This window comes from Malikia granosa (genome assembly GCF_002980595.1).
Classification (GTDB): Bacteria; Pseudomonadota; Gammaproteobacteria; order Burkholderiales; family Burkholderiaceae_C; genus Malikia; species Malikia granosa.
In genome coordinates, this window is the sequence record NZ_PVLQ01000010.1 from 40,965 (window position 1) to 53,668 (window position 12,704).

Below are 12,704 nucleotides of genomic sequence, written 5' to 3' on the forward strand. Positions count from 1 at the left end.
GATCCCTGGGGCCTGCGGATCGCGTCCGGCGGGGCCTTCGGGGCCTGGCCCGAAATGGGCCAATGCAAGCGCCCCGGGCGGAGCGCTCGCGTTCAGGCGCCCTGGAAGGGGCGCCGGCCTTCCCACCAGGACAACACGAGCTGCACCGATTCCTCGATGCCCAGTTCGGAGTTGTCCAGCGGCAAGGCGTCCTGGGCCGGCAGGAGCGGAGCACTCTTGCGCGTGGTGTCGCGCAGGTCGCGTTCCTTCAAGTCGGCCAACAGGTCTTCTAGTCTAGCACTGACTCCCTTGGAAATCAACTGCTTATGGCGCCGAACGGCGCGCTGCTCGGCGCTGGCGTTCAGAAACACCTTGAGTGGCGCCTCGGGGAAGATCACCGTGCCCATGTCGCGGCCGTCGGCGACCAGTCCGGGCAGGCGGCGGAAGCCGTGCTGCAGCTCGACCAGCGCCGCGCGCACGGCCGGCAGCACCGAGACTTTCGAGGCGTTCATGCCGCCCGTTTCGCTGCGGATCGCATCGGTCACGTCCTGGCCCGACAGCAGCACGCGATCGCCATCGAAGCTGACCGGCAGGGCACGCGCCAGCTCGGCGATCGCGGCCTCGTCGCCAGCTTCCAGCGTCAGTCCGGCCTGCAGCGCGGCATGGGCGGTGACGCGGTACAGCGCGCCCGAATCGAGCAGCTCGTAGCCCAGGCGAGCCGCCAGCTGGCTCGCCAGCGTGCCCTTGCCGGAGGCGGTCGGCCCGTCGACGCAGATCACCGGGATGTCTTCTGCGTCGGCCTGCACCACCGAGAACAGCGCCTCGAAGTAGTCCGGGAAGGTCTTGGCGACGCATTTCGGGTCCTCGATGCGCAGCGGCAGCCGCACCGGGTTGAAGGCGGCGAGCGAGAAGCACATCGCGACCCGGTGGTCGTCGTAGGTGTGGATCGATGCCGCCCGCCAGCCGTCAGCCGCCGGTGGCGTCACCTTGATGTAGTCCTGGCCTTCCTCGACGCTGGCGCCCAGCTTGCGCAGCTCGCAGGCCATGGCGGCGATGCGGTCGGTTTCCTTGACGCGCCAGCTCTCGATGTTGCGCAGCGTCGTGGTGCCGTCGGCGTAGAGCGCCATCACGGCCAGCGTCATCGCCGCATCGGGAATGTGGTTGCAGTCGAGGTCGATCGCCTTCAGGGGCCAGGCGCCGCGCCTGATCTGCAGGCTGTTGGCCGATCCGGTCACGACCGCGCCCATCGCCTGTGCCGCCTCGACGAAGCGGATGTCGCCCTGGATCGAATCGAGCCCGACGCCCTGGATCGTGATGCCTTGCTCGGACTCGGCGATCGCACCCAGCGCGACGAAATAGCTGGCCGATGACGCATCGCCCTCGACATGCAGGCTGCCCGGCGAGGTATAGCGGCTGCCGGCCGGGATGATGAAGCGCTGCCAGCCTTCGCGCTTCACGGTCACGCCAAAGCGCGCCAGCAGCTTGAGCGTGATCTCGATATAGGGCTTGGAGATCAGCTCGCCGACCACCTCGATCTGGATGTCCTGGCTCGCCACCAGCGGCAGGGCCAGCAGCAGCGCGGTCAGGAACTGGCTCGAGACATTGCCGCGCACCCGGATCGGTGCGTCGAGTTGCAGTGCGGCTGTCTCGCCGGTCCCCAGGCGCAGCGGCGGGTAGCCGTCATTGCCGAGGTAGTCGACCGGGCAGCCAAGCTGGCGCAGGCCATCGACCAGGTCGCCGATCGGGCGCTCGTGCATGCGCGCGATGCCGCGCAGCTCGAACTTGCCCCCTTGCTGCGCCGCCAGCAGCGCCAGCGCCGCGGTCAGCGGCCGCATCGCGGTGCCGGCATTGCCGAGGAACAGGTAGGCCGCCTTGACCGGCAGCGCGCCGGCCAGGCCGCGCACCTTGACGCTGTGGCCGCCCAGGCGCTCGATGCCGCAGCCCAGGGTCTCGAGCGCGGCCAGCATCACGCGGGTGTCGTCCGAGTCGAGCAGGTCGTGCAGGGTGGTCTCGCCCGCGCTGAGCGCTGCCAGCAGCAGCACGCGGTTCGAGATGCTCTTGGAGCCGGGCAGGGTCACGCTGCCGCCAGCGCTGCGCAGCGGCGGCAGGTCGAGGAAATGGGTCGAGTACATGGAGGTCAGGCCGCGACGGCCTCGGAAGGGTTGTAGGTCTGGCCGCCGAGCCGCCAGCCGGAGCGCGCCTGGCTCGCCTGCGCGATCAGGGTCTGCAGGGCATCGGCATCGTTCGCCAGCATGGCAGCCTCGAGCGCATCGAGCGCGGCACGGAAATGGCGCGACTGCAGCAGCACCTGCTCCCGGTTCGCGAGCAGGATGTCGCGCCAGACGCTGGGGTCGCTGGCCGCGATGCGGCTGAAGTCGCGAAAGCCCGGGCCGGCCAGTGCCAGCCACTCGTCGGCCTGCGGCTGGGCCTGGATCGCGTTCATCGCGGCAAAGGCCAGCAGATGCGGCAGGTGGCTGACGCTGGCGTAGGCGGCGTCATGGCGCTCGGGGCTCATCTCGAACACCTGGCTGCCGAGCAGGGTCCACAGCTCGGCGGCGAGCTCGACCAGTGGCGCATGGGTCTCGGGCAGCGGGGTCAGGATCAGCTGGCGCTCGCGGTAGAGGCTGGCCTCGGCGTGTTCGACCCCGGCCGATTCCTTGCCGGCGATCGGATGCGCCGGCACGAAGCGGCTCAGTCGGTCGCCGAGCGTGCGGCGCGCGGCGGCGACCACGTCACCCTTGGTCGAGCCGACATCCATCAGCAGCGCGCGCGGTGCCAGCACCGGCGCGATCGCGGCCAGGCTGGACTCGGTCGCCGCCACCGGCACCGCCAGCAGCACCAGGTCGGAGCCTTCGACCGCCTGCTCCAGCGTGGCGGCTTCGAGGTCGATCACGCCGAGCTCGAGTGCGCGTTCGCGCGTGCGGGCCGACTTGCTGTAGCCGACCACCTGGCGCACCAGGCCCGCCTCCTTGAGCGCGAGCGCGAAGGAGCCGCCCATCAGGCCGCAGCCGATCAGACCGAGTTGCTCGAACATAGTGAAATCTTCAGGAATTGCAGGCGCAGAGCGCCCGGATCAGTCGGCGGTCGGGTAGGCACCCAGCACCTGGTAGAAGGCGCACAGGCCCTTGAGTTCGTCGAGCGCGGCAGCGACCTGCGGCTGCGACGGATGGCCCGCGATGTCCATGTAGAAGTAATACTCCCACTGGCCCGACTTGGCCGGGCGCGACTCGAAGCGGGTCAGCGAGACGCCGTTCTTCTTCAGCGGCACCAGCAGGTCGTGCACCGCGCCGGGCTTGTTCGGCACCGACACCACCAGGCTGGTGCAGTCCTTGCCGGTGGCCGGCGGCATCGCCATGGTCTGCGGCAGGCAGATCACGGCGAAGCGGGTGCGGTTGAAGGCCTCGTCCTGGATCGCGTGCGCGACGATGTGCAGGCCGAACTGGCCGGCAGCGCGCTCGCTGGCCAGCGCGGCCCAGCTCGGGTTGGTCGCGGCCAGGCGTGCGCCCTCGGCATTGCTCGAGACCGCGCGGCGCTCGGCCTGCGGCAGATGCTTGGACAGCCAGTTCTGGCATTGCGCCAGCGCTTGCGGATGCGCCATCACCACCTCGATGCCGTCGAGCGAGTTCTGCTGGCGCAGCAGGTTGTGCCGCACCTGCAGGCTGACCTGCCCGACCACATGCACCGGCGAGCGCAGGAACAGGTCGAGCGTGCGTGCCACCGCGCCCTCGGTCGAGTTCTCGATCGCGACCACGCCGTACTGCGCGGTGCCCGACTCGGTGGCGTGGAACACCTCGTCGAAGTTGTCGCAGTAGATCAGGTTGGCGGCGCTGCCGAAGTACTCGATCGCGGCTTCCTCGGTGAAGGTGCCCTGGGGACCGAGCACGGCGACGCGCTGCGGCGACTCCAGCGCCAGGCAGGCCGACATGATCTCGCGCCAGATCGAGGCCACATGGGCGTTGAGCAGCGGGCCGGGGTTGGCGGCCTCGATCTTGGCGATCACCTGGGCCACGCGGTCCGGGCGGAAGAAGGGCGAGCCCTCGGCGCGCTTGATCGCGCCGACCTGTTCGGCCACGCGCGCGCGCTGGTTCAGCAACTGCAGCAGCTGATGGTCAAGGGCGTCGATCTGCACGCGCAGCTCGCCCAGGGCGGCACTCTGCACCGGGCCGGCCGGTTGGTTTTGCTTGTCGGTCATGTCGCTTCTGTTCTCAGGCCTTGCGCTCGAATTCCTGCATGTAGGCGACCAGCGCCTGCACGCCTTCGATCGGCATCGCGTTGTAGAGGCTGGCGCGCATGCCGCCGACCGACTTGTGGCCCTTGAGCTGCAGCAGCCCGGCGGCCTTGGCGCCGGCCAGGAAGGCGTCGTTGCGGCTCTCGTCGCGCAGGAAGAAGGGGATGTTCATGCGCGAGCGGCAGTCCTTCGCGACGCGGTTCTCGTACAGCGCCGAGCCGTCGAGGTAGTCGTAGAACAGCTGCGCCTTGGCGATGTTGGCCGCCTCGATCGCGGCGACGCCGCCCTGGGCTTTGAGCCACTGGAACACCAGCCCGGCCATGTAGATGGCATAGGTCGGCGGCGTGTTGTACATCGATCCTGCCTCGGCGACCAGCTTGTAGTCGAAGGCGCTCGGGCAATGCGGCACGGCGTGGCCGAGCAGGTCCTCGCGCACCACCACCAGCGTCAGGCCGGCCGGTCCCAGGTTCTTCTGCGCGCCGCCGAAGGCCAGGCCGACCCGGCTCCAGTCGACCGGGCGCGAGGCCACATGGGACGAGAAGTCGACCACCAGCGGCGCGTCGCAGCCCAGCGCCTTGAGGTCGGGCAGCTGGTGGAACTCGACGCCGTGGATGGTCTCGTTGCTGCAGATATGCACATAGGCGCTGTCGGCATCGAGCTGCCAGCTGCTCGGCTCGGGCAGGGTGGTGAAACCGCTCGCCTGGGTCGAGGCCGCCAGCCTGGCGTTGCAGAACTTGCCGGCTTCCTTGTACGACTTCTGGCCCCAGCTGCCGGTGACGACGAAGTCGGCCGCACCGCCGCGCGCCAGGTTGAGCGGGATGATGGCGTTCTCGGCCAGCGCGCCGCCCTGCATGAACAGGATCTTGAAGTTGGCCGGCACCGCCAGCAGCTCGCGCAGGTCGGCCTCGGCCTGCTCGTAGATCGAGATGAATTCCTTACCGCGATGGCTCATTTCCATCACGCCCATGCCGCTGCCATGCCAGTCCAGCATCTCGGCGGCGGCTTGTTGCAGCACGGCCTCGGGCATGGTGGCCGGGCCGGCGGAGAAGTTGTAGGGTCGCTTCATGTAGGGCTTTCGGTTCGGATGATTTCAGTCGGCGCTGGATTCGCTGGCGGGAGCGGCGTCGTCCGTTTCAGGCGCTGCGGCGACATCGCCATCGGCCGCGTCGGCGCTGGCATCGTTCTCGACGATGCGCTGCAGGCCCGACAGCTGGGCGCCCTCGTCGAGCGCGATCAGCGTCACGCCCTGGGTCGCGCGGCCGAGCTCGCGGATCTCGCTGACCCGGGTACGCACCAGCACCCCGGTGTCGGTGATCAGCATGATCTCGTCGTCGGCATGCACCAGCGTCGCCGCCACCACCTTGCCATTGCGCTCGGATTGCTGAATCGCGATCATGCCCTTGGTGCCGCGGCCGTGCCGGGTGTGCTCGGCGATCGGGGTGCGCTTGCCGTAGCCGTTCTGGGTCGCGGTCAGCACGCTCTGCTGCTCGTCCTCGGCCACCAGCATCGCGATCACGCTCTGGCCCTCGTCGAGCGCCATGCCGCGCACGCCGCGCGCATTGCGGCCCATCGGGCGCACGTCGTTCTCGTCGAAGCGCACCGCCTTGCCGCCGTCACTGAACAGCATCACGTCGTGCTTGCCGTCGGTCAGCGCGGCGCCGATCAGGAAATCGCCCTCGTCGAGGTCGACCGCGATGATGCCGGCCTTGCGCGGATTCGAGAACTGGTCGAGCGAGGTCTTCTTGACCGTGCCCATCGCCGTCGACATGAAGACATAGCGGTCCTCGGGGAAGCTGCGCATCTCGCCGGTCAGCGCCAGCACGACGTTGATCTTCTCGCCTTCGGCCAGCGGGAACATGTTGACGATCGGGCGACCACGCGAGCCGCGCGAACCGGCCGGCACTTCCCACACCTTGAGCCAGTAGAGCCGGCCGCGGTTCGAGAAGCACAGCAGCCAGTCGTGCGTGTTGGCGATGAAGAGCTGGTCGACCCAGTCGTCTTCCTTGGTCGCGGTGGCCTGCTTGCCGCGCCCGCCGCGCTTCTGCGCCCGGTATTCGCTCAGCGGCTGGCTCTTGATGTAGCCGCCGTGCGACAGCGTCACCACCATGTCGGTCGGCGTGATCAGGTCCTCGGTGCTCAAGTCCTGCGCGCTGTGCTCGATCTGGCTGCGGCGCGCGCCGGCCTTGGTCTGGCCGAATTCGGCCTTGATCACGCGCAGCTCGTCGCCGATGATGGTCGAGACCCGGGCCGGCTTGGCCAGGATGTCGAGCAGGTCGTCGATCTCGGCCATGACCTGCTTGTACTCGGCGACGATCTTGTCCTGCTCGAGGCCGGTCAGGCGCTGCAGCCGCATCTGCAGGATCTCCTGCGCCTGTGTCTCGGACAGGCGGTACAGGCCCTCGGCCTGCATGCCGAACTCGCGCTCCAGGCCCTCGGGGCGGTAGTCGTCGGCATTGACCTGGCTGCCGTCGGCCTTGGCGCGCGTCAGCATCTGGCGCACCAGCGCGCTGTCCCAGCTGCGCGTCATCAGCTCGGCCTTGGCCAGCGGCGGCGTCGGCGACTCGCGGATGATGCGGATGAACTCGTCGATGTTGGCCAGCGCCACCGCCAGGCCCTCGAGCACATGGCCGCGGTCGCGCGCCTTGCGCAGCTCGAACACGGTGCGGCGCGTCACCACTTCGCGGCGGTGCTGCAGGAAGACCTCGATCAGGTCCTTCAGGTTGCACAGCTTGGGCTGACCGTCGATCAGCGCCACCATGTTGATGCCGAAGGTGTCCTGCAGCTGGGTCTGCTTGTACAGGTTGTTCAGGATGACTTCGGGCACCTCGCCGCGCTTGAGCTCGATCACCACCCGCATGCCGTCCTTGTCGGACTCGTCCTGGATGTGGCTGATGCCCTCGATCTTCTTCTCGTGCACCAGCTCGGCGATGCGCTCGAGCAGCGTCTTCTTGTTGACCTGATACGGGATCTCGTCGACCACGATAGCCTGGCGCTGGCCGCGGTCGATGTCCTCGAAATGGCACTTGGCACGCATCACGACGCGGCCGCGGCCGGTGCGGTAGCCGTCCTTGACGCCATTGATGCCGTAGATGATGCCGGCGGTCGGGAAGTCCGGCGCCGGAATGATCTCCATCAGCTCGTCGATCGAGGCCTGCGGGTGCTGCAGCAGGTGCAGGCAGGCGTCGACCACCTCGTTGAGGTTGTGCGGCGGGATGTTGGTCGCCATGCCGACCGCGATGCCGGCCGAGCCGTTGACCAGCAGGTTCGGCAGCCGGGTCGGCAGCACCAGCGGCTCCTGCTCGGAGCCGTCGTAGTTGGGACCGAAGTCGACCGTTTCCTTGTCGATGTCGGCCAGCATCTCGTGCGCGACCTTGGACAGGCGGATCTCGGTGTAGCGCATCGCCGCGGCGCTGTCGCCATCGACCGAGCCGAAGTTGCCCTGGCCGTCGACCAGCATGTGGCGCAGGCTGAAGTCCTGTGCCATGCGCACGATGGTGTCGTAGACCGCCGAGTCGCCATGCGGGTGGTACTTACCGATCACGTCGCCGACGATGCGCGCCGACTTCTTGTACGGGCGGTTCCAGTCGTTGTTGAGCTCGTGCATCGCGTACAGCACGCGCCGGTGCACCGGCTTCAAGCCATCGCGCGCATCGGGCAATGCGCGACCGACGATCACGCTCATCGCGTAGTCGAGGTAGCTGCGCCGCATCTCCTCCTCGAGGCTGATGGGCAGGGTTTCCTTGGCGAAAGAGATCATGGGCGCGACGGGACCGGAAGGTCGTCTGGTAGAAGATAACCTCTTATTTTAAGTCGCCGCGCCAGCCTGCGTTCAAGGAATATGTCGAGCCGCTGATCCGGTGCCTTGTTGCAGCATCGCAACACAATCGGCAGCTAGCGGCTGGCCCTCCCCGGGCCAGTCTCTATCCGGCTTGGCGAGGACTTGGCTTGTGGCACAATGATAAATACCCGCTACCGGTAGGAACTGTCGGGGCGTGCAACCCAATTCGCAGCCATCTGCGCCAACAAAACCGAGGAAACCATGATCAAGCTCAACAAAGTGGCCATGTTGTTCGCTACCGCCGCACTGGCAACCGCCGCCGGCGCACAGACCGTCGATAACTGGAAGAACGGCACCGGCGACCTGGTGTGGAAGAACGGCACCAACGAACTGTGCTGGCGCGACGCCAACTGGACCCCGGCGACTGCGGCTCAAGGTTGCGACGGCGCCATCGTGCCGAAGCCCGCTGCTGCTCCGGCTCCGGCTCCGGTCGCTGCTCCGGCTCCGGCTCCGGTCGCTGCTGCCCCGGCTCCGGCCCCGGTTGCTGCCTCCAAGGTCACCTTTGCTGCTGACGCCTTCTTCGACTTCGACAAGGCTGTCCTGAAGCCCGAAGGCAAGGCCAAGCTCGACGATCTGGTCTCCAAGGTCAAGGGCATCAACCTCGAAGTGATCATCGCCGTCGGTCACACCGACTCGGTCGGCTCCGACGCCTACAACCAGAAGCTGTCGGTCAAGCGTTCGGAAGCCGTCAAGGCCTATCTGGTGTCCAAGGGTATCGAGAAGAACCGCGTCTACACCGAAGGCAAGGGCGAGAAGCAGCCGGTTGCTGACAACAAGAGCTCCGCTGGCCGCGCCAAGAACCGCCGCGTCGAGATCGAAGTCGTCGGCACCAAGTAATCCCCTTACCCCGGGATTCGAAAAAACCGCGCCTTGGCGCGGTTTTTTTCTGCCCCGACGCATAATTCAGCCATGGACAAGAACATGAACGTGGACCCGGCCGAGCTGGCCAAGTTCTCGGAGCTGGCACATCGCTGGTGGGATCCCGAGAGCGAATTCCGCCCCCTGCACCAGATCAACCCGCTGCGCCTGGACTGGATCGCCCGCCAGGCGCCGCTGTCGGGCCAGCAGGTGCTCGATGTCGGCTGCGGCGGCGGCATCCTGGCCGAGGCCATGGCCCGCCAGGGCGCCGAGGTGCTGGGCATAGACCTGGCGAGCAAGTCGCTCAAGGTCGCGCAGCTGCATGCGCTCGAGTCCGGCCTGGCCAACGTCGCCTACCGCGAGGTCGCGGTCGAGGCGCTGGCCGCCGAGCGCCCGGCGAGCTTCGATGTCGTGACCTGCATGGAAATGCTCGAGCATGTGCCGGACCCGGCCTCGGTCGTCAAGGCCTGCGCCGACCTGGTCAAGCCGGGTGGCTGGGTGTTCTTCTCCACCCTCAACCGCAATCCGAAGTCCTTCCTGTTTGCCATCGTCGGCGCCGAATATGTGCTGAACCTGCTGCCGCGTGGCACGCACGAGTTCGCCAAGTTCATCAAGCCCAGCGAACTGGCCAGCTTCTGCCGCCAGGCCGGTCTCGACCTGCAGGGCACGCGCGGCATGGAGTACAACCCGCTGACCAAGCGCTACTGGCTCAGCGGCGACACCAGCGTCAACTACATGATCGCCACCCGCAAGCCCGCATGAGCCGCTTCACCCATCTGCAGGCGGTGCTGTTCGATCTCGACGGCACCTTGGTCGACAGCGCGCCCGACCTGGGCCATGCCGCCGACCTGCTGCGCGTCAGGCGCGGCCTGCCTTCCTTGCCCTACGAACAATACCGGCCGATGGCTGGTGCCGGGGCGCGCGGCATGATCGGCGTCGCCTTCGGCTACGGCCCGGACCATCCCGAGTTCGAGGCGCTGCGCCAGGAGTTCTTCGCCAACTACGAAGCCTGCCTGACCGAGCGCACCCGTGCCTTCGACGGCATTGCCGAGCTGATCGGCGCGCTGCAGGACGGCGGCAAGCGCTGGGGCGTGGTGACCAACAAGTCCGAGCGCTTTGCCTTGCCGCTGACTGCGGCGCTGCCGCTGTTCGAGGCTGCCGCCACCGTGATCGGCGGCGACACCACCCCGCACGCCAAGCCGCATCCAGCGCCCCTGCTCGAGGCAGCGCGTCGCCTGGGCCTGCCGCCCGAGGCCTGCCTCTATGTCGGCGACGATGAGCGCGACATCGTCGCAGGGCGTGCCGCCGGCATGCCAACGGTCGCCGCCACCTACGGCTACCTGGGCGCGCTGGGCGATGTCTCGGCCTGGGGCGCCGATGCCGTGATAAATAATCCGCTCGAGCTCTTGAACTTTTTCGATCTGGCTTAAACTAACAGGTTCAGGGGCTGCATTGGTTTCGACGTGGGTTCGGACACGCAGCAGGGCATGTCGAGGTTCTGTCACCTCGTAAAACCGCAGAAAAAAACTAACTGCAAACGACGAACGTTTCGCACTCGCCGCTTAATCCGGTGAGCCTTGCAACAGTTGGCCGATGGGCTGGGCAAGGGCAGTCGTAAGACTGTCCAGGCTGCAAGGGAACTTACATGGGCTGGTCATCAAGCGGGCAACTTGCCGGGTGACGAGATTCAAGGTTGCTGGCCGGGTGCGTAGCGTGTCGCTGCGCGATGCATCTGGCGAGACTCAAATCAGACGACTACACATGTAGAACTGCGCGAAGAAGGCTTGCGGACGGGGGTTCAAATCCCCCCAGCTCCACCACTTTGAACCCCAAGTGATTGATTCACTTGGGGTTTTTCATCGTCTGACTTGCGGTAACCCGCCTGGCTGTGCCGTCGCACTGTGCCAGGCAGTGGAGAACCCATGTCGATCAAAGCCCCCTCAAGGCTGTACCACCGCCCCGGCACCAACCGCTTTCACTGGCGTGCCGCGATCCCGACAGACCTTCAGGCATACACCCAGCGTACCGAGATACGACTGTCACTTCACGAAGAGAGCCGAGCGGACGCCATCGCGAAGGCGAGCCAGCTTAACGCGGACCTGCCCCGGCTGTTTGACGAACTCCGACGCACCAAGCGCATGACGAACGAGCCACTGCCCAAGAACTACTTCCAGATTTGGCGAGACACCATGGTTGAGAATGCCAAGTATCGCCAGCGGATCGAACGGCTTGAGCAGCAGAACGCCGACTTGGAGCTCGACGCCTTCAAGCTGCGCCAGCAGCTCGCCGGGATGGTGGACCGTGACCAGGCCCAGGCTGCGCTGAAGCAAGCGCACACACTGGGCCAGCTGAAAGGCCACGAGACTCTAGCCGAGTCAATTTCGACCGTCAGATCACCAGAGAAGACAGCATTGTTTTCTGAGCTTGGTAAAGCGTACCTTGCCAGCTTTAATGCACGGCTTCAGCAATCGAAGAAGAGGCCACCATCGGAAAAGGCCCGTGAGAAATACGAAAAGGACATTGAGCTTTTCGTTAACGTCATGGGGGACATTCGTATCGGTGCGATCGATAAAGAGCTGGTGGGCGGTTACTGTCAAGTCTTGAAGAAATTGCCGGCAAACATGAACAGGGTTGAGAAGTATCGAGGTAAGACGATTGATCAGATTCTGGCTATGAATCCTGAGCCGCAATCTGAAGTTACGATTTCCGGTAAGCTGGGCACACTGTCCAGCATGTTCAAGTGGGCGCTTGAGGAAAAGAGAAAATGGGGTATCGACGCGAACCCATTTGTTGGCTTTGCGCTGAAGGATTCAAACAAGACGGTTCGCCGCCCCTTTACGAACGAGGAAATGCTGGCGCTGCTGAACCACTCGACGTTCACCACTCGACGCTTTAGGACGACATACGGTTACTGGCTGATACCCCTGGCAATTTTCACAGGTGCGCGACTTGGCGAGCTGTGCCAGCTGGACCTGAAGGACTTCATCACTGTTGACGGCATCGACTGTATCGACATCAACGACGAGTCCGAGAACAAGGCTATCCGAAAGAGACTCAAGACTGACAACGCCAAGCGCCTTGTGCCGATACACCCGGAACTAGTCAGGCTTGGCTTGCTGCGCTACGTCGCTAAGCTCAGAGTGGAAAAGCAGGTTCACCTGTTCCCCGAACTATCAAGGGACCGCAGGGATGGACCAGCGCAGGCCGCATCAAATTGGTTTCAGAAATTCCGTGCAAGGGTTGGTGTGGCTGAAAAGCAGAAAACTGTTTTCCACAGTTTTCGGCACTTGTTCATTACGAATCTTTTGGATCAGGGGATAAGCCCGCACATGGTCGCGCCAATCGTTGGGCATGAACCTGGAATTATCACCGCGTCCGTTTACTGGAACACGAAGGATTCCAGTAAGCGAAAGCCGACCGTTGAAGCGTTTCAATTGTCGGCAGACTTGCTGGCGCTGATTCCACCAGTTGAGTCGGCAATATTGCCGAAGGCGAAATTAAACACCAACCCGCCCAGGAAGAAAACCTAAGTTCCGAACTTTCCCAGGTGCGGATTTGTTTCAAGCTCCACAGCTTCGGCAAGCTCCCTTTCATCTGACTCGATTTCATTAATCCGTTTGATGACTCGCTGCAGCTGTACCAGCGACCATTCGCCACCGCCAGTAGTTTTGCGGCCCATCCGGTTGAGTTCCGCCACCATCTTGCGCTGACTCATGCCTTCCCGCCGCATACCGTCAATCTCACGTCGCAGGCTATCAGCAAAGACATCTGCCTGTTGCTGGCGCGGCTTTGTTGTATTAA

The 12,704-nt window shown here is 65.3% G+C and carries 9 protein-coding genes, 1 other RNA gene and 1 pseudogene; 5 read left to right on the top strand and 6 right to left on the bottom strand.

The features are described from left to right. Window positions 1-92: 92 nt before the first annotated feature. From C6P64_RS02670 to gyrA, 5 genes are read right to left on the bottom strand one after another with little or no spacing between them, the layout of a single operon-like run. Window positions 93-2,111, bottom strand: a complete 2,019-nt coding sequence (locus C6P64_RS02670) for a bifunctional 3-phosphoshikimate 1-carboxyvinyltransferase/cytidylate kinase (protein ID WP_105747051.1) — start codon at window positions 2,109-2,111, stop codon at window positions 93-95. A gap of 5 nt (window positions 2,112-2,116) precedes the next feature. Beyond that, entirely contained in the window at window positions 2,117-3,013 is an 897-nt protein-coding gene (locus C6P64_RS02675; protein ID WP_105747052.1) for a prephenate dehydrogenase, read from the bottom strand. Between the two features lie 39 nt (window positions 3,014-3,052). Beyond that, complete coding sequence (gene pheA / locus C6P64_RS02680; RefSeq protein WP_105747053.1) at window positions 3,053-4,171, bottom strand: prephenate dehydratase; 1,119 nt, start codon at window positions 4,169-4,171, stop codon at window positions 3,053-3,055. Window positions 4,172-4,184: 13 nt separating this feature from the next. Beyond that, complete coding sequence (gene serC / locus C6P64_RS02685) at window positions 4,185-5,273, bottom strand: 3-phosphoserine/phosphohydroxythreonine transaminase (protein WP_105747054.1); 1,089 nt, start codon at window positions 5,271-5,273, stop codon at window positions 4,185-4,187. Between the two features lie 24 nt (window positions 5,274-5,297). Beyond that, on the bottom strand, window positions 5,298-7,964 hold the full coding sequence (gene gyrA, locus C6P64_RS02690; RefSeq protein ID WP_105747055.1) for a DNA gyrase subunit A: 2,667 nt from the start codon (window positions 7,962-7,964) through the stop codon (window positions 5,298-5,300). A gap of 282 nt (window positions 7,965-8,246) precedes the next feature. On the opposite strand from gyrA, the gene ompA reads away from it, so the two are divergent. The 5 genes from ompA (at window position 8,247) to C6P64_RS02715 (ending at window position 12,433) form a co-directional block, all read left to right on the top strand. Further along, a complete protein-coding gene (gene ompA / locus C6P64_RS02695) occupies window positions 8,247-8,882 on the top strand; it encodes an outer membrane protein OmpA (RefSeq protein WP_105747056.1) in 636 nt (211 codons plus the stop codon). 72 nt (window positions 8,883-8,954) lie between these two features. Next, window positions 8,955-9,665 (top strand): bifunctional 2-polyprenyl-6-hydroxyphenol methylase/3-demethylubiquinol 3-O-methyltransferase UbiG, encoded by a 711-nt coding sequence (ubiG, locus tag C6P64_RS02700; RefSeq protein WP_105747057.1) that lies wholly within the window; start codon window positions 8,955-8,957, stop codon window positions 9,663-9,665. After that, window positions 9,662-10,333 carry an HAD-IA family hydrolase gene (locus tag C6P64_RS02705; protein WP_105747058.1) on the top strand — a complete coding sequence of 224 codons (672 nt, stop codon included), beginning with the start codon at window positions 9,662-9,664 and terminating at the stop codon, window positions 10,331-10,333. Before ubiG ends, C6P64_RS02705 begins: the two co-directional genes overlap by 4 nt. A gap of 13 nt (window positions 10,334-10,346) precedes the next feature. Beyond that, window positions 10,347-10,723: a transfer-messenger RNA gene (gene ssrA, locus C6P64_RS02710) on the top strand. 102 nt (window positions 10,724-10,825) lie between these two features. Next, window positions 10,826-12,433: a site-specific integrase gene (locus C6P64_RS02715; protein WP_105747059.1), complete on the top strand. Its 1,608-nt coding sequence runs from the start codon at window positions 10,826-10,828 to the stop codon at window positions 12,431-12,433. On the opposite strand, the pseudogene C6P64_RS18140 reads toward C6P64_RS02715, so the two are convergent. Next, window positions 12,430-12,704 (bottom strand): annotated as a pseudogene (locus C6P64_RS18140) (hypothetical protein); the annotation flags it as partial. The gene C6P64_RS02715 and the pseudogene C6P64_RS18140 sit on opposite strands and share 4 nt — an antisense overlap.

Coding starts and splice junctions, on each gene's coding strand:
- C6P64_RS02670 (WP_105747051.1), bottom strand. CDS start 2,111: ATGTACTCGACCCATTTCCTCGACCTGCCGCCGCTGCGCAGCGCTGGC.
- C6P64_RS02675 (WP_105747052.1), bottom strand. CDS start 3,013: ATGTTCGAGCAACTCGGTCTGATCGGCTGCGGCCTGATGGGCGGCTCC.
- pheA (WP_105747053.1), bottom strand. CDS start 4,171: ATGACCGACAAGCAAAACCAACCGGCCGGCCCGGTGCAGAGTGCCGCC.
- serC (WP_105747054.1), bottom strand. CDS start 5,273: ATGAAGCGACCCTACAACTTCTCCGCCGGCCCGGCCACCATGCCCGAG.
- gyrA (WP_105747055.1), bottom strand. CDS start 7,964: ATGATCTCTTTCGCCAAGGAAACCCTGCCCATCAGCCTCGAGGAGGAG.
- ompA (WP_105747056.1), top strand. CDS start 8,247: ATGATCAAGCTCAACAAAGTGGCCATGTTGTTCGCTACCGCCGCACTG.
- ubiG (WP_105747057.1), top strand. CDS start 8,955: ATGGACAAGAACATGAACGTGGACCCGGCCGAGCTGGCCAAGTTCTCG.
- C6P64_RS02705 (WP_105747058.1), top strand. CDS start 9,662: ATGAGCCGCTTCACCCATCTGCAGGCGGTGCTGTTCGATCTCGACGGC.
- C6P64_RS02715 (WP_105747059.1), top strand. CDS start 10,826: ATGTCGATCAAAGCCCCCTCAAGGCTGTACCACCGCCCCGGCACCAAC.